This is a genomic window from Streptomyces sp. NPDC048192 (assembly GCF_043202415.1).
Taxonomy (GTDB): domain Bacteria; phylum Actinomycetota; class Actinomycetes; order Streptomycetales; family Streptomycetaceae; genus Streptomyces.
In genome coordinates, this window is sequence record NZ_JBIDAL010000003.1 from 266656 (window position 1) to 289179 (window position 22524).

Genomic DNA, 22524 nt, shown 5'->3' on the forward strand with positions numbered 1-22524 from the left:
TCGCACATGACCACTCAAGGACCTTTGAGTAAAGCGTTATTGACAAGTGTTGAATTGTGCGAGCCTTCGCTCCGATGAGCGAATTCCGGCGGACGGGTCCGGACGGCCGCCGGCGGCCGGCTGCATGCGGGCCGCGTGGGGCGGGTGGCCGTCCGGACGGTGGCCGGGTCTGCGGTCACGTTCCGTCGACGAGTGGTGTGAGGTGCCGTACCTGCCGGGTGGGTGGTACCCGGTGGCGGTCTTCCTGGAGGCCGAAGGTGGTGAAGGCGGTCCGGGGGGGCTGGGGGTAGGGCTCTTTTCCGGTGAGGTTGTTGAGGATGGTGGCACTGCGCCAGGCGGCGAGGCCGAGGTCGGGGGCGCCGATGCCGTGGGTGTGCAGTTCGGCGTTCTGGACGTAGACGGAGCCGGTCACACAGGGGTCGAGGACGAGCCGGTAGTCCTGGTCGATGCGCAGGCGTTCGCTCTTGTCGCGGCGCAGGTAGGGGTCGAGTCCGGCGAGGATGCGGTCCAGGGGGCGCGGTCGGTAGCCGGTGGCGAGGACGACGGCGTCGGTGGTGAGCCGGGAGCGGCTGTCCTGCTGGAGGTGTTCCAGGTGGAGTTCGATCTTGGTGGTGGCGATGCGGCCGGCGGTGCGGACGCGGACGCCGGGGGTGAGGACGGCGTCGGGCCAGCCGCCGTGCAGGGTGCGCCGGTACAGCTCGTCGTGGATGGCGGCGAGGGTGCCGGCGTCGATGCCCTTGTGGAGTTGCCATTGGGCGGGGACGAGGCGGTCGCGTACGGGTTCGGGGAGGGCGTGGAAGTAGCGGGTGTAGTCGGGGGTGAAGTGTTCGAGGCCGAGTTTGGAGTATTCCATCGGGGCGAACGCTTCGCTGCGGCCGATCCAGTGGATGCGTTCGCGGCCTGCGGGGCGGTGGCGGAGCAGGTCGAGGAAGACTTCGGCGCCGGACTGTCCGGAGCCGACGACGGTGATGTGGTCGGCGGCGAGGATCTCGGTGCGGTGGTCGAGGTAGTCGGCGGCGTGGACGACGGGTACGCCGGGGGTGTTTACGAGGGGTTTGAGGGGGTCGGGTACGAGGGGTTCGCTGCCGACGCCGAGGACGACGTTGCGGGTGTAGGTGCGGCCGAGTGCTTCGGCTTCGCCTTCGGTGTCGAGTTGGGTGAAGTCGACTTCGAAGACGTCGCGTTCGGGGTTCCAGCGGACGGCGTCGACCTGGTGGCTGAAGCGCAGTCCGGGGAGGTTCTGTGCGACCCAGCGGCAGTAGGCGTCGTATTCGGCGCGCTGGATGTGGAAGTGCTCGGCGAAGTAGAAGGGGAAGAGGCGTTCGCGGTTCTTGAGGTAGTTGAGAAAGCTCCAGGGGCTGGTGGGGTCGGCGAGGGTCACCAGGTCGGCGAGGAAGGGGACTTGGATGGTGGCGCCGTCGATGAGGAGTCCGGGGTGCCAGTCGAAGCCGGGGCGTTGTTCGTAGAAGACGGCGTCGAGTTCGGCGAGCGGGTGGGCGAGGGCGGCGAGGGAGAGGTTGCAGGGGCCGATGCCGATGCCGACGAGGTCGCGGGGGGAGGTGGCCTCGTGTCGTGGGGGGGTGCTCATGCGGGGGTGCCTTCTGTGACGAGTTTCAGGAGCTGGGCCAGGTCGTCCGGCCGGGTGTGGGGGTTGAGGAGGGTGGCTTTGAGCCAGAGGCGTCCGTCGAGCCGGGCGCGTCCGAGGACGGCGCGGCCGTTGTGCAGGAGTCTGCGGCGTACGGCGGCGACGGTGTCGTCGTCGGCGCCGGTGGGCCGGAACAGGACGGTGCTGATCGTCGGCCGGTCGTAGAGGTCGAGGCCGGGGTGTTCGGCGATGAGGTCGGCGAAGTGGTGTGCGTGGTCGCAGACCTGGTCGACGAGGGCGCCGAGTCCGGTGCGGCCGAGGGTCTTGAGGGTGACGGCGATCTTGAGGATGTCGGGGCGCCGGGTGGTGCGCAGGGAGCGGTCGAGGAGGTCGGGGAGTCCGGCGTCGGTGTCGTCGTCGGCGTTGAGGTAGTCGGCGCGGTGGTGGAGCGCGGTGAGTTCGGTGGGGTGGGCGACGGCGAGGAGGCCCGCGGCGACGGGCTGCCAGCCGAGTTTGTGCAGGTCGAGGGTGACGGTGTGGCCGGCTTGGAGTCCGTGGAGTCTGTCGCGGTGCCGGTCGCTGAACAGGAGGGTTCCGCCGTAGGCGGCGTCGATGTGCAGGCGGGCGCCGTGGGCGGCGCACAGGGCGGCGATCTCGGGGAGGGGGTCGATGAGGCCGGCGTCGGTGGTGCCGGCGGTGGCGGCGACGAGCAGGGGCCCGGGGAGGGTGGTGAGGGTCTGTTCGAGGGCGGTGAGGTCGAGGGTGCCGTGGGGGGCGGGGACGACGACGGGGTCGGGCAGGCCGAGCAGCCAGGCGGCGCGGGGCAGTGAGTGGTGGGCGTTGGCCCCGCACACGAGCCGTACGCCGGCGCCGTGGGTCTCGCGGGCGAGGAGCAGGGCGAGCTGGTTGGATTCGGTGCCGCCGGTGGTGACGAGGGCGTCGGCGAGTCCGGTGGTGCGGGCGAGGGCGCGGGTGACGGCGGTTTCGAGGGCGGAGGCGGCGGGGGCCTGGTCCCAGGAGTCCAGGGAGGGGTTGAGGGCGCTGACGGCGAGGTCGGCGGCGGTGGCGACGGCGAGGGGCGGGCAGTGCAGGTGGGCGGCGCACAGCGGGTCGGCGGGGTCGGCGGCGCCCTCGGCGAGGGCGTGGACGAGGGCGCGCAGGGCGTCGGGGTCGCCGTGGTCGGGCAGAACGTCGGCGAGGACGGCGGTGACCCGGGCGGTGACGGCCTGCGGTCCGCCGCCGGGCAGTGGCCCGCCGCGTGCCCGGGTGCCCGTGGTGAGGGCGTCGAGGACGGTGTCGAGGAGGGGGCGCAGGGCGGTGGGGCCGTGCGGGCCCGAGGCGAGGGGTGGGGTGTGCCGGGGTCCTTGACCGCTCATCGCCTGTCCCTCCGCTCGCGGACCGACTCGTGGGCTTGCGGGTTGTCCGGGATGAACCCGGTGTGTCCCTGGTGCTCAACGAGCGAGACCCGAAAGTGGGTACGGCGGAAGTGCGTGCTCAGCTGTGTGCGGTGAAGTCCTCCGCGTGGTCGTGGGCCCATCGGGCGAAGGTGCGGGCCGGGGTGCCGGTCACCTGTTCCACGGTGCCGGTGATCTCCGGTGGGACGCCGATGGCGGGGACCTGTTGGGCGACGGTGTTTCCGGCGCGGATCCGGGGCGCCCGCTGCAGGGCGTTGGTGGCGAAGGGGTTCGGGCGCAGGAAGGTCCGGTCGAGGCCGCTGTCGCGGATGTGCTGTTCGGCCTCGGCGCCGTCGGGCAGGGCGGCCCGCTGCGGGTCGCGGGTGAGCGCCCGCACGGGCCGGCCTGCGGCGGGGAGTCGGTCGACGAGGGCACGGCCGGCGTTGCCGGTCGCGCCGGTCTCTGCGATCACGTGCCTCCGGGGTGGCTGGCCGTCCTGACGGCTCGCCCCTGGGAGGGCCGTCGGGGCCGCCGCATCGTCGGCGGGGACCAGCCGTGCCGCAGGCCGCCGGACCTAGTCCTGGTGCGCCTCCTGTGCCATCTGTGGCTCCGCCTCCTGTGCGGCCGGCGTCTGCTGGTCGCCGCGGACGCGCAGGGCGCGGGCGAGGTCGTCGAGGCGGTCGGCGAGGGTGCGGCGCAGGGCGGGGGTGGGGTCGGCGTCGCGCAGGCAGGCCTGGCCGAGCCGCAGGTTCTCGGCGTCGACGGCGTGGGCGGGGAACGCCCAGCGGGCGGCGGCGGTCGCTATGGCGGGGCCGCGCCGGGCGGCGACGGCGACGGCGTCCGGGTAGAAGCGGGGCACGTACTGCCGTACCAGGTCGGCCTGTTCGGGCTGCCAGAAGCCCTGGGCGGTGGCCGTGAAGAGGTAGTTGGACAGGTCGTCGCCGGCGAACATCGCCTCCCAGGCGGCGCGCTTGGCCTCCGGGTCGGGCAGGGCGGCGCGGCAGCGGGCGGCGCCTTCCTGGCCGGTGGCGCTCGGGTCGCGCTCCAGCTCGGCGGCGATGGCGGCTTCGTCGGTGGCGCCGAGTACGGCGAGCCGGGCGAGGATGCTCCAGCGCAGGTCGGGGTCGAGTTCCGGGCCGCCGGGGACGGTGCCGTCGGCGAGCCAGGCGGCGATGGTGTCGGGGTGGGCGGCGACGCCGATCAGGTGCCGTACGGCGAGCAGCCGCAGGCCGGGGTGGTCGCCGTCCTCGGTGCGGCGCAGCAGGTCGCGGCAGAGGGCGGTGAGGGTGGTCAGGGCGGCCGGGCGGTCCTCGGGGGCGAGGTACTGGTCGGCGATCTGACCGGAGGCGAAGGCGAGGACGCCCTGGACGAGGGCGAGGTCGGTTTCGCGCGGGAGATGGGCGCGGGCGGTGTCCAGGTAGGCGGCGGGGGGCAGTTCGCCGTCGCGTACGGCGTCCCGCAGGGCGTTCCAGGCGACGGCGCGGGTGAGGGGGTCGGGCAGGCCGGAGAGGCTGCTGCGCAGCGTGGTGAAGGAGTCCGCGTCGAAGCGGATCTTGGCGTAGGTGAGGTCGCCGTCGTTGAGCAGGAGCAGGGCGGGGCGCTTGCCGATGGGCTGGGGGGCGCTCTGCGGGACGTCGAGGCCGAGGCGTGTGCGCAGCACGAGGCTGCCTTCGTCGGCGATGTCGTGGTCGTACAGGCCGGCGGTGAGGTGGTGCGGGCGGCTGCCCGCGCGCTCGACGGCGAGGGTGCAGGTGCCGTCGGCGGAGGCGATGCGGGGGGTGAGTGTGTCCACGCCGGTGGTGCGCAGCCAGCTGTCGGCCCAGGCGGGCACGTCGCGGTCGGTGGCGGAGGCGAGGGAGTCGATGAAGTCGGCGAGGGTGGCGTTGCCGAACTTGTGCCGGGCGAAGTGGGTGTTGATGCCGGCGAGGAAGTCCTTCTCGCCGAGCCAGGCGGCGAGTTGGCGCAGCGCGGAGGCGCCCTTGGCGTAGGAGATACCGTCGAAGTTGAGCAGGGCTGAGGCGGTGTCGTCGACCTTCTCGGGGGCGACGGGGTGGGTGGTGGGGCGCTGGTCGGCGTCGTAGCCCCAGGCCTTGCGGGTGACGCCGAACTCGGTCCAGGGGTCGGTGAAGCGGGTGGCCTCGGCGGTGGTCTGGTAGCCCATGTACTCGGCGAAGGACTCGTTCAGCCAGATGTCGTCCCACCATGCGAGGGTGACGAGGTCGCCGAACCACATGTGGGCCATCTCGTGGGCGATGACCATGGCGCGGGTCTGCCGCTCGGTGTCGGTGACGGCGGAGCGGTAGACGAAGTCGTCGCGGAAGGTGACCAGGCCGGGGTTCTCCATGGCGCCCGCGTTGAACTCCGGGACGAAGGCCTGGTCGTAGGAGTCGAAGGGGTAGGGCTCCTCGAACTTCTCGTGGTAGCGGTCGAAGCACGCGCGCGTGATGTCGAGGATCTCCTCGGCGTCGGTGTCCAGGTACGGCGCGAGGGAGCGGCGGCAGTGGATGCCGAAGGGCAGTCCGCGGTGTTCGGTGCGCACCGAGTGCCAGGGGCCGCCGGCGACGGCGACGAGGTAGGTGGAGATCCGGGGGGTGGGGGCGGCCTGCCAGACGCCGTCGGGGCGCCGCTCGGTGATGCCGTTGGCGAGCACGGTCCAGCCGTCGGGGGCCTTGACGGCGACCTCGAAGACGGCCTTGAGGTCGGGCTGGTCGAAGGCGGCGAAGACGCGCTGGACGTCGTCCATGAACATCTGGGTGTAGACGTAGGTCTCGCCGTCGGCGGGGTCGGTGAAGCGGTGCATGCCCTCGCCGGTGCGGGAGTAGCGCATGGCGGCGTCGACGCGCAGTTCGTGCTCGCCGGCGGCGAGGTGGCGCAGGGGGAGCCGGCCGTCGTCCAGGGACTCGGGGTCGAGGGGCTGCCCGTCGAGGGTGGCGGCGCGCAATGCGGCGGGCTTCAGCTCCACGAACGTGTCCCCGGCGGACCGCGCGGTGAAGTGGATCACCGTGCGGGAGTCGAAGGTCTCGTCCCCGGTGGTGAGGTCCAGTTCGACCGTGTAGCGGTGGACGTCGAGGAGCTGTGCTCGGAGCTGCGCTTCATCGCGCGTGAGTACGGACATGCAGGCCATGCTGCCTGATCGCACCGACAGCGCACAGGGGGTGGGCGGTTTCACGGTGTATGTCCGGCTCCCCGGCGGTTCCTGCGCGTTCCCGTCCGGTGCCGCCCGCTCCCCCGCCCACTCCCGGTGTCTTCCCGCGCACTCCTCCGGTGTCTTCCCCCGGCCAGGCCTCCGGTCAGCTTCCGGTCAGGCCTCCTGTCAGGCCTCCGGTCGGGCCTCCGGCTGCTGGCCGTTGGCCGTGTCCTCGGCGATGCGCTCGTGGTGGCGGATCACCTCCGCGATGATGAAGTTCAGGAACTTCTCGGCGAAGGCCGGGTCGAGCTTGGCGTTCTCCGCGAGCCGGCGCAGCCGGGCGATCTGGCGGGCCTCGCGGGCCGGGTCGGCGGGCGGCAGCTGGTGCACCGCCTTGAGCCGGCCGACCTGCTGGGTGGCCTTGAAACGCTCGGCGAGCAGGTGGACGACGGCGGCGTCGATGTTGTCGATGCTGTCGCGCAGCCGCTCCAGTTCCTGACGGACCTCGGGGTCCACGTCACCGGTTCCGATGTCGCTGGTGGTCATGCGGGTCACCCTATGGGTTTCGCGGGCCGCTCCTCCGGGCTGTCCGGAGAGTGGATCACCGGCGGATCGTCCGGGTCGGGGACGCGGTCGCTCCAGCCGCCGGGCACGCTGCGGCCCTGCTGGGCGCGGAAGCGGACCGGGGCGAGGCCGACCCTGCGGGTGAAGAGCCGGGAGAAGTAGGCGGGGTCGTCGTAGCCGACGCGGCGGGCGACGGCGGCGACGGGCAGCTCGGTGCCGGCGAGGAGTTCCTTGGCGCGGCCGAGGCGGATGCCGAGCAGGTAGTCCTTGGGGCTGCATCCGGCGGCCCGGCGTACGGCGCTGCGCAGCTCGGCGGGGGTCATACCGTGCACGCGCGCGTGGTCGGCGACGCTCATCGGCGTGCAGGCGTCGCGGGCGAGCGCCTGGAGCACCTGGTCGCCGTCGGGGGCGAGGTCGGCGCGGGCGCGGCGCAGGGCGACGAGGAGTTCGTGCACGGCGGCGCCGGTCTCCACTTCCAGCAGCGGGTTGCCGCGGCGGGCGGCGCGGGCGATGCGGGCGACGACCGCGCGGGGTCCGGAGGCGTCGGAGAGCGGCACGACGGGCCGGTCCGGCTCGATGTAGCCGAGATCGGTGTACGTCGCGGTGGCGGGTCCTGCGAAGTCCACGAAGCCCTCGTCCCAGCCGGTGTCCGGATCGGGCGCGTAGTGGTGGGGCACGCCGGGGGTGAGCCACAGCAGCGCGGGAGCGGTGACGGCCGTACGGCGGCCGTCGGCGCCCCGGTGCCAGCCGCGGCCGGAGCTGATCACGACGGCCACGTGGTGGTCGAGGGCGCGCGGGCCGACCGTGGGCAGCGCGCCGTGCTGGAGGCCGACGCCGAGGCAGACCAGGCCGAGCCGGTGGTGCGCGGGGCCGGGGCTGAAGAACCGCATCCAGGTCTGGTACATCGCTGCTCCTCCCGGCGTCGGCGGCCGCGCGCTGTGTCCAGGCGTTTCGTGAGGGCGTTCCGGTGTCCGGCAGGGCCGATCTTCGTCCATGGCGCCGGCGGCCGGAAGAGCCTCGGCCGGGGCGCATGGGCGCGTCCACGGTGCGGGGATCCGGCTCCCTGCCGGACGGGCGGCCGGTGCGGCTGCTGTCCGGCGGAAGTCCGGCACCTCCGCGAGGTGCGGGCCACGTACCACGGCGAGCCGCTGCCCGAACTGCCCAGGCGGCCCACCGTGTTGGCGGACCCGCTGCGGCGGACCCGCACGTCACCCGGCGCCCGGAGCGCTGCCAGCCGGACGTGGCCGGCCGGTGCGCGCCGCGGCCGTGGACCGTGTGGCGGGACGGCCGGCGCGCCTAGAGTGGAGGGGAGTTCCGGCGTCTTTGGGGGTGCGGACGGTGGCGAACGGCGGACCGGTCCAGCACGGCTACCCGCACCTGGAGACGGTGCGGGCCGCCATCACCGCGCTGTACAAGCGGCTGTCCTGTGACACCGTCCGGACGTTCGCGGCCAGCGTGGCCCCCGCCGACGTGGCCTTCTGCGACACCGACGACCTGCATCTGGGCGCGCAGCGGGTGGCCCGCGAGATCGTGCGGCACTTCCGGCTCCCGGACGCGCGGCTGATCGTCGGCTTCCGGGAGATGACCCACGCGGCGAACGTCGAACTGGCCGCGGGGCCGGAGTACTTCGTGGAACTGAACGACCGTTTCCGCACCCACCGCCGCGACATCGGCGCGGCGCTGGCCCACGAGGTGGCGCACGTGTACCTGCACCGGCTGGACCTCTCCTTCCCCGGCACGCCGGAGAACGAGATCCTCACGGACACGGTGACGACCTACCTGGGCGCGGGGTGGCTGCTGCTGGACGCCTTCCGGCAGGACGGGGTGTCCTCGCAGAAGCTCGGCTATCTCACCCCGGAGGAGTTCGGGTACGTCCTGGCCAAGCGGGCGCTGCTGTTCCATGAGGACCCCTCGGTGTGGTTCACCAGCCCGCAGGCGTACGAGGCGTACGTCGAGGGGATGGCTCTCGCCCGCCGGGACGGGCAGCAGCCGCCGCTGACCGGGGCCGGCTGGGCGGGGCGGCGGCGCTACGCCCACGACCGGCGGCACGCGTCCGGGGTCCAGCCGACGGCGCCCTACGCCTTCAGCCCCGACCCGGCGGGCCGGCTGCGCGTGACGTTCCCCTGCCCGACCTGCCACCAGCGGATCCGGGTGCCGGTGAAGGGGCGGGTACGGGCGCGGTGCGGCTTGTGCCGGACGGTGCTGGAGTGCGACACCTAGGTGCACGCCGCCGCGGCCGGGGCTTCGCCCCCGGGTGTGCGGGCACGTCAGCCGAGCTGTTCGGACACCGCCCGGCGAGGAAGCGCCGCGCACAGCCCCGCGCACACCAGGAACGCCCCGACGACCCACGGCATCGCGCCGGCCAGCGCCCCGGTCATCCCCTTCCCCACGGCCCCGAAGAACACGGTGCCGACCACCGCGGCCCCCACCGCGCCGCCGAACTGCTGGGCTGTGGAGAAGATCCCGGACGCCCCGCCGGCCAGCTCCCCCGGCACCGCGGACAGCACCACGTTCACCAGCGGCACCACCAGGAACCCGAGCCCGGCCCCGGCGATCACGAGTCCCGGCACCAGCGGCCAGGCCCCGGTGTGCGCCGCGGGCGCGCCGTCGATCACCGCGCCGGCCCAGCCGAGGCCGCCCGCCATCATCAGCGCCCCGGCGCCGAGCACCAGCCGCCCGTACCGTACGGCGAGGGCGTCCGCGGCGGGCGCGGTGAGGAAGCCGCCGGCCGAGAAGGCGACGGTCACCAGCCCGGCCTGCATCGGCGTGTACCGCTCGCCGGCCTGCAGCCAGACGGCGAAGACCAGGAAGAAACCCTGCATGCCGACGGAGAACAGCAGCTGGACGAGGACGCCCACGGAGAACGCGGGGAGCCGGAAGGCACGGGCGGGAAGCAGCGGCACGGTTCCGGGCCGGTGCCGCCGGGCCTCGTACACGCCGAGGCCCGCCACGGTCAGCAGGCCCGCGCCGAGGCAGATCCAGCCCCACAGCGGCCAGTCGTTCTCCCGGCCCTGCACCAGCGGCAGCACGATCGCGACCAGGCCGCCGGCGAGCAGCAGGCTGCCCAGGACGTCCGGCCGGCCCGCCGACCGCTCGCGCGTGGCCGGGACCAGCAGCCATCCGGCGGCGAAGGTCGCCGCGGCCACCGGCACGTTCACCAGGAACACCGAGCGCCAGCCCCAGCCGAACAGGTCGGCGTCGGTGAGGACTCCGCCGAGCAGCAGTCCGACGGCGGAGGCGAAGCCGGCGACGGCGCCGTACATCCCGAAGGCCGCACCGCGTTCCTTGCCCTGGAAGAGGGTGCGGAACGAGCCGATCACCTGCGGCACCAGCACGGCCGCGAGCACGCCCTGCACCGCGCGTGCGGTGATCAGCTGCGCCGGTGACTGGGCGATCCCGCAGGCCAGGCTCGCCAGTCCGAAGCCGGCGGTGCCGGTGAGGAAGAGCGGGCGGCGGCCGACGCGGTCGCCGAGGTGGCCGGAGACGATCAGGGCGGCGGCGAAGCCCAGCAGGTAGGCGGAGACGGTCCACTGCAGGTCGCTGGGCGAGGCGTGCAGGTCGCGGCTGATGGAGGGGACGGCCACGTTGACGATCGTGGTGTCGAGCAGGTCCATGAGCGCCGCGATCATCATGACGACGGCGGCGGCCCAGCGCCGCGGGTGCGGTTCCGCCGTGGTGGCGGGGGGTTCGGTGAGCGTTGCGGACACGGGGGTCTCCTGGGTGGTCGGGATCCGGCGTCCCACCGGATTTATTTCGTTCGAGCTAACGAAAGAGTTGCACCGGCAGGACCGCCTCCGCAAGTCCTTAGTTTGACCGAACGAAATTTTTGCTAGCCTGGGGTCATGGCCACGGCAGACGAGAAGCGGGACGAGGCGGCCAGGGCGGAGACGCTGGAGCAGCTGATGACGGTGGGCCGGATCCACAGCGGGGTCACGGTCATGTTCCACTCGGCCATCGCCGCCAAGCAGGGCCTGAACGCGACGGAGGAGAAGACCCTGGACCTGCTCCAGCGGCACGGCGCGCTCACCGCGAAGGACCTCGCCGAGCTGACCGGACTCGCCCCCGCCTCCGTCACGGGGCTGATCGACCGGCTGGAGGCCAAGGGCTTCGTCCACCGCGTCCGGCACCCGACCGACAAGCGCCGGGTGCTCGTCGAGCTGAACCAGGACAAGATCGCCGAACTCGCGGAGTTCTTCGAGGACTGGAGGCACGACGTCGTCGAGGCGTGCGAGGAGTTCAGCACGGACGAGCTGCGGACCGTCGTCCGCTTCCTGTCCGTGATGAGCGAGCGGCAGCGCGCCGCAGCGGCCCGCCTGACCGGCTGAAAAGAAGTGTCCCGACCGGTGACACGACCGTACGCTTCCGGACATGCCTGAGCATCCCTGGTTCGCCATCGAACCGGAAGACGACGAGGAGTTCGAGTTCACCGACGAGGAGCGGGCGTTCGCCGCCGCGCTGCGCGAGCGCACCACCGGGTGGGCCGAGGCCGGGACCGGCGTGGGCAGTGAGCTGCTGCGGACGGACGACTGGGACTCGCTCGTGGCCCGCCTGTCCTTCAGCGATCCGGCGGCGCGGCTCCATCTGATCGACGTCGGCGTGCACTTCTACGGCGACCGTGTCCGCGGCGACCGTCTGCACAACCAGCTGTTCACCCTGACCGACCGGCCCTCCCGGTGGGCGCTGGAGGCCGCCGGCGGCGTCGAGGAGCTGGCCGACCGGTCCGCGGCCTGGTTCCGCACGGTCCTGGACAAGCCCGTCGTGCTGTACGTCTGGCTGAACGCCGACCGGTACGCCTACGCGGCCCGCTTCGCCTATGCCGACGACGACCAGACGATCAGCCAGCTGTACAACGAGCACCTGGCCCCGGCCGGGCAGGCGGAGGAGCTGATCGCGGCCGGGCATGTGCACGGGCGGGGCTGGATCCAGACCGCCGGACTGCCCACGCCCACGCTCTACCAGCACATCCGCGGCGATCTGGGCCGGGCCGTGCTGCCGTCCGGGGTGCGGGCCGTCACCGAGCGGGGGCCGCTTTCCGGCGTCTGGTACGAGTGACGCTCTTGCCCGGACATGCAACGACGCCTGCCCAGGCGTCCGGTCGGGGACAGGGCAGGCGTCGTCGGTGTTCCGTACGCCGTTGTACGGGAACGTCTATCGGGGTGCCGTCAGACCGCCAGGGCGCGGTCGGTCGGACGGATCGGGGCCGGCAGGTCGCTGGCGCCGGTCAGGAAGCGGTCGACGCCGCGGGCGGCCGAGCGGCCCTCCGCGATCGCCCACACGATGAGGGACTGGCCGCGGCCGGCGTCGCCGGCGACGAACACGCCCGGCACGTTGGTCTGGAAGTCGGCGTCGCGGGCGATGTTGCCGCGCTCGTCGAGCTCCAGGCCGAACTGCTCCACCAGGCCGTTCTCCCGGTCGGTGCCGGTGAAGCCCATGGCGAGGGTGACCAGCTGGGCCGGGATCTTGCGCTCGGTGCCCGGCTTCTGGGTCAGCTTGCCGTCGACGAACTCCACCTCGGTCAGGTGCAGCCACTGGACGTTGCCGTCCTCGTCGCCCTCGAAGTGGGTGGTGGAGGCGGAGTAGATCCGCTCACCGCCCTCCTCGTGGGCCGAGGTGACCTTGTAGAGGATCGGGAAGGTCGGCCAGGGCTGGCTGACCGGGTTCCGCTCCTCGTTCGGCCGGGGCATGATCTCCAGCTGGGTGACGGAGGCCGCGCCCTGCCGGTGGGCGGTGCCCACGCAGTCCGCGCCGGTGTCGCCGCCGCCGATGACGACGACGTGCTTGCCCTCGGCCGAGATCGGAGCGGTGACGTAGTCGCCCTCCTGGACCTTGTTGGCCAGCGGCAGGTACTCCATCGCCTGGTAGATGCCCTTCAGCTCCCGCCCGGGGACGGGGAGATCACGGGCCGTGGTGGCGCCGGCGGCGATCACGATCGCGTCGTAGCGCTTCTTCAGGTCGCGGGCGTTGATGTCGCGGCCGATCTCCACGCCGGTGCGGAAGCGGGTGCCCTCCGCGCGCATCTGCTCGATACGGCGGTTGATGTGCCGCTTCTCCATCTTGAACTCGGGGATGCCGTACCGGAGGAGGCCTCCGATGCGGTCCGCGCGCTCGTAGACGGCGACCGTGTGGCCGGCCCGGGTCAGCTGCTGGGCGGCGGCGAGACCCGCCGGGCCCGAGCCGATCACCGCGACCGTCTTGCCGGACAGCCGCTCCGGGATCTGCGGGGCGACGTCACCGGTCTCCCACGCCTTGTCGATGATCGAGACCTCGACGTTCTTGATGGTCACCGGCGGCTGGTTGATGCCCAGCACGCACGCCGACTCGCAGGGGGCCGGGCAGAGGCGACCGGTGAACTCCGGGAAGTTGTTGGTCGCGTGCAGCCGCTCGGAGGCGGCCGACCAGTCCTCGCGGTAGGCGTAGTCGTTCCACTCGGGGATCAGGTTCCCCAGCGGACAGCCGTTGTGGCAGAACGGGATGCCGCAGTCCATGCACCGGCTGGCCTGCTTGCTGATGATCGGCAGCAGGGAGCCGGGGACGTAGACCTCGTTCCAGTCCTTGACGCGCTCGGCGACGGGACGGGTCTTGGCGACCTCGCGGCCGTGGTTCAGGAAGCCCTTGGGGTCAGCCATGGAGCGCAGCCTCCATCATCTTCTCGTGGGTCTCGTTCTCGGAGAGACCGGCCCGCTCGGCGGCGTCCTTGGCGGCGAGCACTGCCTGGTAGGTGCTGGGGATGATCTTGCTGAACCGCTCCGCTGCCGTGTCCCAGTCGGCGAGCAGCTTCTCGGCGACCGTCGAACCGGTCTCCTCGGCGTGGCGGCGCACGACGTCGTGCAGCCACTGCTTGTCGGTCTCGTCCAGCGCCTGGACCGACGCGAGGTTGCCGGCGTTGACGTTGTCGCGGTCGAGGTCGATGACGTAGGCGACGCCGCCGGACATGCCCGCCGCGAAGTTGCGGCCGGTCGGGCCGAGGACGACCGCGTGACCGCCGGTCATGTACTCGCAGCCGTGGTCGCCCACGCCCTCGGACACCACCAGCGCGCCGGAGTTGCGCACGCAGAACCGCTCACCGGTACGGCCGCGCAGGAACAGCTCGCCGCCGGTGGCGCCGTAGCCGATGGTGTTGCCCGCGATGACCGAGTACTCGGCGAGGTGGTCGGCCGCCCGGTCCGGGCGGACGATGATCCGGCCGCCGGAGAGGCCCTTGCCGACGTAGTCGTTGGCGTCGCCCTCCAGGCGCAGCGTGACGCCGCGCGGCAGGAAGGCGCCGAAGGACTGGCCGGCGGAGCCGGTGAAGGTGATGTCGATGGTGTCGTCGGGCAGGCCCGCGCCGCCGAACTTCTTCGTCACCTCGTGGCCGAGCATGGTGCCGACCGTGCGGTTGATGTTGCGGATGGCGACCTGGGCCCGCACCGGCTGGGCCTCGGTGGCGTCGTTCGCGGCCAGGGCGTCGGCGGCGAGCTTGATCAGCTCGTTGTCCAGCGCCTTCTCCAGGCCGTGGTCCTGGGCGACGACCTGGTGGCGCACCGCGCCGTCGGACAGCTCGGGCACGTGGAACAGCGGCTCCAGGTCCAGGCCCTGCGCCTTCCAGTGGTCCACCGCGCGCTCGACGTCCAGCACCTCGGCGTGGCCGACGGCCTCCTCGATGGAGCGGAAGCCCAGCTCGGCCAGCAGCTCGCGGACCTCCTCGGCGATGAACCGGAAGAAGTTGACCACGTACTCGGCCTTGCCGGCGAAGCGGTCGCGCAGCACCGGGTTCTGGGTGGCGATGCCGACCGGGCAGGTGTCCAGGTGGCACACGCGCATCATCACGCAGCCGGAGACGACGAGCGGGGCGGTCGCGAAACCGAACTCCTCGGCGCCGAGCAGCGCGGCGATGACCACGTCGCGGCCGGTCTTGAGCTGGCCGTCGGTCTGCACGACGATCCGGTCGCGCAGGCCGTTGAGCAGCAGCGTCTGCTGGGTCTCGGCCAGACCGAGCTCCCAGGGGCCGCCGGCGTGCTTGAGCGAGGTGAGCGGGGAGGCGCCGGTGCCGCCGTCGTGGCCGGAGATCAGCACGACGTCCGCGTGGGCCTTGGACACGCCCGCGGCGACCGTGCCGACGCCGACCTCGGAGACCAGCTTGACGTGGATCCGCGCCTGCGGGTTGGCGTTCTTCAGGTCGTGGATCAGCTGGGCCAGGTCCTCGATGGAGTAGATGTCGTGGTGCGGCGGCGGGGAGATGAGCCCCACGCCCGGCGTCGAGTGCCGGGTCTTCGCCACCCACGGGTACACCTTGTGGCCGGGCAGCTGGCCGCCCTCGCCGGGCTTGGCGCCCTGGGCCATCTTGATCTGGATGTCGTCCGCGTTGACCAGGTACTCCGAGGTCACGCCGAAGCGGCCGGAGGCCACCTGCTTGATCGCCGAGCGGCGCGCCGGGTCGTACAGGCGCTCCGGGTCCTCGCCGCCCTCACCGGTGTTGGACTTGCCGCCCAGCTGGTTCATGGCGATGGCGAGGGTCTCGTGCGCCTCCTTGGAGATGGAGCCGTACGACATCGCGCCGGTGGAGAACCGCTTGACGATCTCGGAGACCGGCTCGACCTCCTCGATCGGGATGGGCCCCCGGTCGGACTTGAAGCCGAACAGGCCGCGCAGCGTCATCAGGCGCTCGGACTGCTCGTTCACCCGCGAGGTGTACTTCTTGAAGATGTCGTAGCGGCCGGCGCGCGTGGAGTGCTGGAGGCGGAAGACCGTCTCCGGGTCGAACAGGTGCGGCTCGCCCTCGCGGCGCCACTGGTACTCGCCGCCGATCTCCAGCGCGCGGTGCGCCGGGGCGATGCCGGAGGCCGGGTAGGCCTTGGCGTGCCGGGCGGCGACCTCCCGGGCGATGACGTCGATGCCGACGCCGCCGATCTTGGTGGTCGTGCCGTTGAAGTACTTCTCGACGAAGGCCTCGTCCAGGCCGACGGCCTCGAAGACCTGGGCGCCGCGGTAGGAGGCGACGGTGGAGATGCCCATCTTCGACATGACCTTCAGCACGCCCTTGCCGAGCGCGTAGATCAGGTTCTTGATGGCCTTCTCCGGCTCGACGCCGTTGATGAAGGTGCCCGCCCGCAGCAGGTCCTCCACCGACTCCATCGCCAGGTACGGGTTGACGGCGGCGGCGCCGTAGCCGATGAGCAGGGCGACGTGGTGGACCTCGCGGACGTCGCCGGCCTCCACCAGCAGGCCCACGTGGGTGCGCTGCTTGGTGCGGATGAGGTGGTGGTGGACGGCCGCGGTGAGCAGCAGCGACGGGATCGGCGCGTGCTCTGCGTCCGAGTGGCGGTCGGACAGGACGATCAGGCGGGCGCCGTTGTCGATGGCCGCGTCGGCCTCGGCGCAGATCTCCTCGATGCGGGCGGCCAGCGCCTCGCCGCCGCCGCTCACCCGGTACAGGCCGGACAGGGTCGCGGCCTTGAAGCCGGGCATGTCGCCGTCGGCGTTGATGTGGATGAGCTTGGCCAGCTCGTCGTTGTCGATCACCGGGAAGGGCAGCACGACGGACCGGCAGGAGGCCGCGGTGGGCTCCAGCAGGTTGCCCTGCGGGCCCAGCGAGCTGCGCAGGGAGGTGACCAGCTCCTCGCGGATCGCGTCCAGCGGCGGGTTGGTGACCTGCGCGAACAGCTGGGTGAAGTAGTCGAAGAGCAGCCGCGGGCGCTCGGACAGGGCCGCGATCGGCGAGTCCGTGCCCATGGAGCCGATCGGTTCGGCGCCGGTGCGGGCCATCGGGGCGAGGATGACGCGCAGCTCCTCCTCGGTGTAGCCGAAGGTCTGCTGGCGGCGGGTGACCGAGGCGTGGGTGTGGACGATGTGCTCGCGCTCGGGCAGGTCGGAGAGCTCGATCTCGCCGGCCTCCAGCCACTCGGCGTACGGCTTCTCGGCGGCGAGGGAGGCCTTGATCTCGTCGTCCTCGATGATGCGGTGCTCGGCGGTGTCGACGAGGAACATGCGGCCGGGCTGCAGGCGGCCCTTGCGGACGACCTTGGCCGGGTCGATGTCGAGGACGCCGACCTCGGAGCCGAGGACGACCAGGCCGTCGTCGGTGACCCAGTAGCGGCCGGGGCGCAGGCCGTTGCGGTCGAGCACGGCGCCGACCTGGGTGCCGTCGGTGAAGCAGACGCAGGCCGGGCCGTCCCAGGGCTCCATCATCGTGGAGTGGAAGTTGTAGAAGGCGCGCCGGGCCGGGTCCATGGAGTCGTGGTTCTCCCACGCCTCCGGGATCATCATCAGCACCGAGTGCGGCAGGGAGCGGCCGCCGAGGTGCAGCAGCTCCAGCACCTCGTCGAAGGAGGCGGAGTCGGAGGCGCCCGGGGTGCAGACCGGGAAGATCCGCTCCAGCTTCTCCTTGCCGCCGAACAGGTCGGAGGCCAGCTGCGACTCGCGGGCGCGCATCCAGTTGCGGTTGCCCTGGACGGTGTTGATCTCGCCGTTGTGCGCGACGAAGCGGTACGGGTGGGCGAGCGGCCACGACGGGAAGGTGTTCGTGGAGAACCGGGAGTGCACGAGCGCGATCGCGGACGCGAAGCGGCGGTCGGACAGGTCCGGGAAGAAGGGCTCCAGCTGGCCGGTGGTCAGCATGCCCTTGTAGACGAGGGTGCGCGCGGACAGCGACGGGAAGTAGACGCCCACCTCGCGCTCGGCGCGCTTGCGCAGCACGAACGCCTTGCGGTCCAGCGCGATGCCCTCGCTGGCGCCGTCGGCGACGAAGATCTGCCGGAAGGACGGCATGGTGGAGCGGGCGGTGGCGCCGAGCAGCTCGGGCGCGACCGGCACCTCGCGCCAGCCGAGGACGGTCAGCTCCTCCTCGGCGGCGATCGTCTCGATCTTCGAGACGGCGTCCTCGGTGCCCTCGGTGGGCAGGAAGGCGATGCCGACGGCGTAGGAGCCGGCGGCGGGCAGCTCGAATCCGGCCACCTCGCGCAGGAACGCGTCGGGCACCTGGGAGAGCAGGCCGGCGCCGTCACCCGAGTCCGGCTCGGAGCCGGTGGCGCCGCGGTGCTCGAGGTTGCGCAGCACGGTGAGCGCCTGCTCGACCAGGGTGTGGGACGCCTCGCCGGTGAGGGTGGCGACGAAACCGACGCCGCACGCGTCGTGTTCGTTGCGGGGGTCGTACATACCCTGCGCAGCAGGGCGAGCATCCATGAACGACCAGTTCTGGCCGTTCTCGGAGTGCTGGGACGGCTGGCGCGGCGTACGCATCGGCTCTCCCGTCGTCGTCATGTGGCATGTGGCAGGTGCCGAGGGACGACGTTGGCCCTCTGCGTGAGATCGCCGCACAAAAGGCGTGATCTCGAAATTTCGTGCAGGTTACATGATGGAACGGTTCTCGGGAACCGGATACTCCGTTCCAGCATGCGGACGCCACGGGGTCCGTGGCGGAGGTGCCGCACGGGGCGGCGGTCACCGCGCGAAGGCGGTGGGTGCCGCGCGTGGCGGCCCGGGATGCCGCGCCGTGGCGGCGGAGGCGAGAGGGGACCGTACGGACGAGATCGGTCGGATCGGCGTCCGGCGGCCCGAGGGGGCAGGAGGAGCGGCTTCCACTCATCCCGCGGGGGTGCGACGGGCGTCGTTGCCCGCAGCGCTTACGGCTCATGCCCGGTGGTCACGCGGTCGAAACCCACGAGTAACGGGACTTTGGCGGGTACATATGCGGCCCAACGCATAAGTACCAGCGCGGCTATCCTACGGCCGTACCGAACAGGCTGCCCAGGGCGTACGTCACACCGGCCGCGGCGCCGCCCAGCGCGAGCTGCCGCAGACCGCTGTACCACCAGGTGCGCGCGGTCACCTTGGCCACCACGGCGCCGCAGCCGAAGAGCCCGGCGAGGGCGAGCAGCACGGTGGGCCACAGCGCGGTCGCGCCGAGCAGGAACGGCAGGACGGGCAGCAGGGCGCCGAGGGCGAAGGAGCCGAAGGAGGACACGGCGGCGACCAGCGGCGAGGGCAGATCCCCGGGGTCGATGCCCAGCTCCTCGCGGGCATGGATCTCCAGGGCCTGCTCGGGGTCCCTGGACAGCTGCCGGGCGACCTGCCGGGCCAGCTCGGGCTCCACCCCGCGCGAGACGTACAGTTCGGCGAGTTCGTTCTCCTCGTCCTGCGGGTGCTTGCGCAGCTCACGGCGCTCGACGTCGAGCTCGGCCTCGACCAGCTCGCGCTGGGAGGCGACGGAGGTGTACTCGCCGGCCGCCATGGAGAAGGCGCCGGCGGCCAGCCCGGCGAGCCCGGTGATGACGATGGTCTGCTGGCTCACGGAGCCGCCGGCGACACCGGTCATCAGAGCGAGGTTGGAGACGAGGCCGTCCATGGCGCCGAAGACGGCGGGGCGCAGCCAGCCGCCGTTGACATCGCGGTGCGTGTGGTTGTCGCGGTGCGCCTCGTGGAGCGCGGCCTGCGTTTCGATGACGGCCATGCGGGCCCCCCGGATAGCTTAGCCAAAGCTAACTTTGGACGAGTTCTACTTTTCGACACCACAGAACCTACGCCGGTTTCCGTGGCGCCGCCAGCAAGGAAAGGCTGGGCTAACCTGCACCTTTACCAGAAACGACCGCCTATTTGCTCATCCGTGCGTGATCTTGCTCAGATGCCAAGCGGGTGACGCGGGGCCGGTGGAGGCACGCGCGGCGGCGGCACGTGGCACACATGCGCAGAGCGTCTTCGCCGCCCCGCCGCGTCCGTGGTCCCGCCGAAGGAGGCCGCCCATGGCATCGATCGTCCGCACTCCCCCGGCATCGGCGCCCGACGGCGCCGCCGGGCTCCGGGACAGGGCCCGCGGCGCGCTGCTCGGCCTGGCCGTCGGGGACGCGCTCGGGGCGCCCGCGGAGAACCTCAGGCCGTCCGAGATCCGCGCCCGCTGGGGCCGGATCACCGGGTACGTGACCGACAGCCCCTGCGGCACGGACGACACCGAGTACGCGATCTTCTCGGGTCTGCTGCTGGCCCGGCACGGCTCGGCGCTGACCGCCGCGCAGGCGGAGGCGGCCTGGCACGAGTGGATCGCCGGCCGCGCCGAGGGCCCCTTCCGGGGCGCGGGGTTCAGCGAACGCGGCACGCTGGAGAACCTGCGCCGCGGCCTCGCCGCCCCCGTCTCGGCCCAGCACCGCCACGCCTGGAGCGACGGCCTGGCGATGCGGGCGGCGCCCTTCGGCGTCTTCGCCGCCGGCCGCCCCGCCGAAGCGGCCCGCCTGGTGGCGATCGACGGCTCGGTCAGCCACGAGGGCGAGGGCATCTACGGCGGCCAGGCCGTCGCCGCGGGGGTGGCCACGGCGATGACCGGCGCCCCGGTGGCGGTGGTCATCGCCGCCGCGCTGGCGGTGATCCCCGACGACTCCTGGACGGCCCGCTCCCTGCGGCGCGCGGTGGCCGTCTCCCACCGCGGCGAACGCGCCCTCCGCTCCACCGTCGTCATCGGCGGCTACCCCTGGACCGACCTGGCCCCCGAGGCGGTCGCCCTCGCCTTCGGCGCGTACGCGGCGGCCGACGGCGACTTCGGGGAGGCGGTGCTGACCGCCGTCAACATGGGCCGCGACGCCGACACGACGGCGGCGGTGGCCGGCGCCCTCGCCGGAGCGGCGCAGGGGACCGCCGCGATCCCGGCCCCCTGGGCCGCGGCGATCGGCCCGGCCCGCGGCCGCTGCCTGCCCTCCATGGCAGGCCACCACGTCCTGGACGTGGCGGACCTGCTGGTACCGGGCGGGGGCGAGGCGCGGGATCTGCCGGTACCGGGCGGGGATGAGGCGCGGGGCGCGGGGGTGGTGCGGGGCGCGAGGGTGGTGCTGCGGGCGGTGCTGCCTGGGGAGGTGGCGCCGGCCGAGGCGGTGATGCCGGCGGAGGGTGCGGCTCTGGCAGAGGGAGTCGTGCCTGCGGAGGGGGTGGCTCTGGCAGAGGGAGTCGTGCCTGCGGAGGGGGTGGCTCTGGCAGAGGGAGTCGTGCCTGCGGAGGGGGTGGCTCTGGCAGAGGCGGTGACACCTGCGGACGGCGTGGCTCTGGCAGAGGCGGTGACACCTGCGGACGGCGTGGCTCCGGCAGAGGCGGTGACACCTGCGGACGGCGTGGCTCTGGCAGAGGCGGTGACACCTGCGGACGGCGTGGCTCCGGCAGAGGTGGTGACACCTGCGGACGGCGTGGCTCTGGCAGAGGTGGTGACACCTGCGGAGGGGGTGGCTCTGGCGAAGGGAGACGTGCCGGCGGACGCGGTGGTGCCGGTCGAAGTCGCGCAGCTGCCTGAAGGGGCGGTGCTGCCGCAGGGTGCGCTACTGCCGGAGGAGACGGTGCTGTCGAAAGCGGCGGTGCTGCCAGAGGGTATGGGGCTGCCCAAGAGGGTGGGGGCCGTAGCGCCGGCCCGCCCGCCGGACGGCAGAGAGGCCTCGCCGGTCGGCCCAGATGCCGTGCTACCAGACGGGGCGCGGGCCGGCATGCCCCTCACCGCCGCCTCCCAACCCGCCGAGCCGCCCCCGCTCCCTACCGCCCCCTCCGAACCCGCCCAGCCCTCGTCCCTCACCGCCGCCTCCGCGCCCACCCAGCCGCCGCCCTTCACCACCGCCCCCAACCCCGCCGAGCCGCCCCCACCCCTCACCACCGCCCCCGAACCCGCCGAGCCGCCCCCGCCCCTAACCCCCGCACCGCACCCCGCCGAGCCCGCGTCGCGAGCCGGTGGGCGGGGGCGCGGGCCGCTGGTTGGGGCCGGGAACGGGGGGCACCCGGAGGGTGAGGGGCAGTCATGACAGCGCGTCGTATCGAAGGGCTTCTGCTCGGCCTCGCCGTGGGCGACGCCGCCGGCTGGCCAGCCGCGCGGCACCGGGCCGCCCGTATGCCCGAGTGGACCCGGCGCCTCACCCGCGAACTGGACACCTTCGCGGAGCAGAACGCCACCACCACCCTCCCGGTGCCGATCGCCCTCAACCAGCCCCCCGAGCCCCTACGTCTCGGTCCCTCCGACGACGCCGAGTGGGCGGCGTTCGCCGCGGAGGCGGTGCTGCGGGCCGGAGACGACGAGGCCCTCGGCGACCTCAGCCGGGAGCGCCGTACCCGCGCCGCCATCGACCTGACCTGGACCGCCGTGGCCGCGGAGCTGGCCGCCGCCGCGGACCGCGCCCCTGAGGTGGAGTCCGCCGTCCTGCCCCTGCGCGCCCGCATCTCCGTGCGCGCCGGTCTCGGCAACCTCGCCGCCGGGCTGCGGCCGCCCGCCACCGGCCACGACAACCCGCACTATTTCGACGACGCCGCCTGCGTCCGCGCCTGCGTGCTCGCCGTCGCCCACCCCGGGGACCCCGAACGCGCTGCCGCGCTCGCCGAGTTCGACGCCCGCTACACCCAGGACGGCGACGGCGTGCACGGCGCCCGCGCCATGGCCGCGGCCCTCTCGCTGGCCCTCACCGGCACCGGCCTGGACACCTGCGTGGCCGCGGCGCTCGCCGAGTTGCCGGCCGGCACGGAGATCGGGCGCAACGCCCGCCACGCGCTGGCCCTCGCCGAGGACCGCATGCCCGCCTTCGCCCTGGTGCCGCTCCTGGAGCACCAGATCGTCGACCACGTCTACAGCTACGGCGTCGCCGCCGCCGAGACCGTCCCGGTCGCCCTCGCCCTGGCCACCGCGGCAGGCGGCCGGATCGCCGACGCCGTCCCGGCCGCCGCCTGCCTGTCCCGGGTCGCCGACTCCGCCCCCGCCCTCGCGGGCGCCCTCACCGGAGCCCTCGGCGGCGCCGCGGCGATCCCGGAGACCTGGCGGGACGCCTGCCGCACCCTCTCTGGCTGCGTCCTGCCCCGCCTCACCGGCACCGACCTGGTGGAACTCGCCGGGCTCCTGGAAGCCGCGCAACCGGCCCAGCCAGGAGGATGATTCG

General features: G+C 73.0%; 15 protein-coding genes. 5 read left to right on the forward strand and 10 right to left on the reverse strand.

Annotation, left to right across the window (positions count from 1 at the left end; all coding sequences use genetic code 11):
• Positions 1 to 175: 175 nt before the first annotated feature.
• The 6 genes from ACGFZN_RS06860 to ACGFZN_RS06885 all read right to left on the reverse strand — a co-directional run bounded on the left by ACGFZN_RS06860 (position 176) and on the right by ACGFZN_RS06885 (position 7575).
• A complete protein-coding gene (locus ACGFZN_RS06860; RefSeq protein ID WP_393857419.1) occupies positions 176 to 1588 on the reverse strand; it encodes a lysine N(6)-hydroxylase/L-ornithine N(5)-oxygenase family protein in 1413 nt (470 codons plus the stop codon).
• A complete protein-coding gene (locus ACGFZN_RS06865; protein WP_393857420.1) occupies positions 1585 to 2961 on the reverse strand; it encodes a pyridoxal phosphate-dependent decarboxylase family protein in 1377 nt (458 codons plus the stop codon). Before ACGFZN_RS06865 ends, ACGFZN_RS06860 begins: the two co-directional genes overlap by 4 nt.
• A 118-nt stretch (positions 2962 to 3079) precedes the next feature.
• The gene (locus ACGFZN_RS06870; RefSeq protein ID WP_393857421.1) at positions 3080 to 3451 is read right to left on the reverse strand and encodes an NmrA family NAD(P)-binding protein; all 372 of its coding nucleotides are present in this window, start codon (positions 3449 to 3451) and stop codon (positions 3080 to 3082) included.
• 102 nt (positions 3452 to 3553) lie between these two features.
• Complete coding sequence (pepN, locus tag ACGFZN_RS06875) at positions 3554 to 6094, reverse strand: aminopeptidase N (protein ID WP_393857422.1); 2541 nt, start codon at positions 6092 to 6094, stop codon at positions 3554 to 3556.
• A 198-nt stretch (positions 6095 to 6292) separates the two neighbouring features.
• On the reverse strand, positions 6293 to 6652 hold the full coding sequence (locus ACGFZN_RS06880; protein ID WP_393857423.1) for a chorismate mutase: 360 nt from the start codon (positions 6650 to 6652) through the stop codon (positions 6293 to 6295).
• Positions 6653 to 6657: 5 nt separating this feature from the next.
• Positions 6658 to 7575 carry a helix-turn-helix domain-containing protein gene (locus ACGFZN_RS06885; protein WP_393857424.1) on the reverse strand — a complete coding sequence of 306 codons (918 nt, stop codon included), beginning with the start codon at positions 7573 to 7575 and terminating at the stop codon, positions 6658 to 6660.
• A 433-nt stretch (positions 7576 to 8008) separates the two neighbouring features.
• On the opposite strand from ACGFZN_RS06885, the gene ACGFZN_RS06890 reads away from it, so the two are divergent.
• Positions 8009 to 8890 (forward strand): hypothetical protein, encoded by an 882-nt coding sequence (locus ACGFZN_RS06890; RefSeq protein WP_393857425.1) that lies wholly within the window; start codon positions 8009 to 8011, stop codon positions 8888 to 8890.
• Between the two features lie 47 nt (positions 8891 to 8937).
• Here ACGFZN_RS06890 and ACGFZN_RS06895 read toward each other — a convergent pair whose 3' ends face one another.
• Positions 8938 to 10377: an MFS transporter gene (locus ACGFZN_RS06895; protein WP_393857426.1), complete on the reverse strand. Its 1440-nt coding sequence runs from the start codon at positions 10375 to 10377 to the stop codon at positions 8938 to 8940.
• Between the two features lie 135 nt (positions 10378 to 10512).
• Between ACGFZN_RS06895 and ACGFZN_RS06900 the strand changes: the two genes are divergently transcribed.
• Both ACGFZN_RS06900 and ACGFZN_RS06905 read left to right on the forward strand, forming a co-directional pair.
• Positions 10513 to 10995, forward strand: a complete 483-nt coding sequence (locus tag ACGFZN_RS06900; RefSeq protein WP_393857427.1) for a MarR family winged helix-turn-helix transcriptional regulator — start codon at positions 10513 to 10515, stop codon at positions 10993 to 10995.
• A gap of 43 nt (positions 10996 to 11038) precedes the next feature.
• A complete protein-coding gene (locus ACGFZN_RS06905; protein WP_393857428.1) occupies positions 11039 to 11722 on the forward strand; it encodes a hypothetical protein in 684 nt (227 codons plus the stop codon).
• Between the two features lie 110 nt (positions 11723 to 11832).
• Here the strand turns inward: ACGFZN_RS06905 and ACGFZN_RS06910 are convergent, their stop codons facing one another.
• From ACGFZN_RS06910 to ACGFZN_RS06920, 3 genes are all read right to left on the reverse strand, one after another.
• Positions 11833 to 13296 carry a glutamate synthase subunit beta gene (locus ACGFZN_RS06910; RefSeq protein WP_393857429.1) on the reverse strand — a complete coding sequence of 488 codons (1464 nt, stop codon included), beginning with the start codon at positions 13294 to 13296 and terminating at the stop codon, positions 11833 to 11835.
• Complete coding sequence (gene gltB / locus ACGFZN_RS06915; protein ID WP_393857685.1) at positions 13289 to 17800, reverse strand: glutamate synthase large subunit; 4512 nt, start codon at positions 17798 to 17800, stop codon at positions 13289 to 13291. The genes ACGFZN_RS06910 and gltB overlap by 8 nt, the downstream gene beginning before the upstream one ends.
• A 562-nt stretch (positions 17801 to 18362) precedes the next feature.
• On the reverse strand, positions 18363 to 19094 hold the full coding sequence (locus tag ACGFZN_RS06920) for a VIT1/CCC1 transporter family protein (protein ID WP_393857430.1): 732 nt from the start codon (positions 19092 to 19094) through the stop codon (positions 18363 to 18365).
• Between the two features lie 289 nt (positions 19095 to 19383).
• Between ACGFZN_RS06920 and ACGFZN_RS06925 the strand changes: the two genes are divergently transcribed.
• Both ACGFZN_RS06925 and ACGFZN_RS06930 read left to right on the forward strand, forming a co-directional pair.
• Positions 19384 to 21405, forward strand: a complete 2022-nt coding sequence (locus tag ACGFZN_RS06925) for an ADP-ribosylglycohydrolase family protein (RefSeq protein WP_393857431.1) — start codon at positions 19384 to 19386, stop codon at positions 21403 to 21405.
• Positions 21402 to 22520 carry an ADP-ribosylglycohydrolase family protein gene (locus ACGFZN_RS06930; protein ID WP_393857432.1) on the forward strand — a complete coding sequence of 373 codons (1119 nt, stop codon included), beginning with the start codon at positions 21402 to 21404 and terminating at the stop codon, positions 22518 to 22520. Before ACGFZN_RS06925 ends, ACGFZN_RS06930 begins: the two co-directional genes overlap by 4 nt.
• The last annotated feature ends 4 nt before the right edge of the window (positions 22521 to 22524 follow it).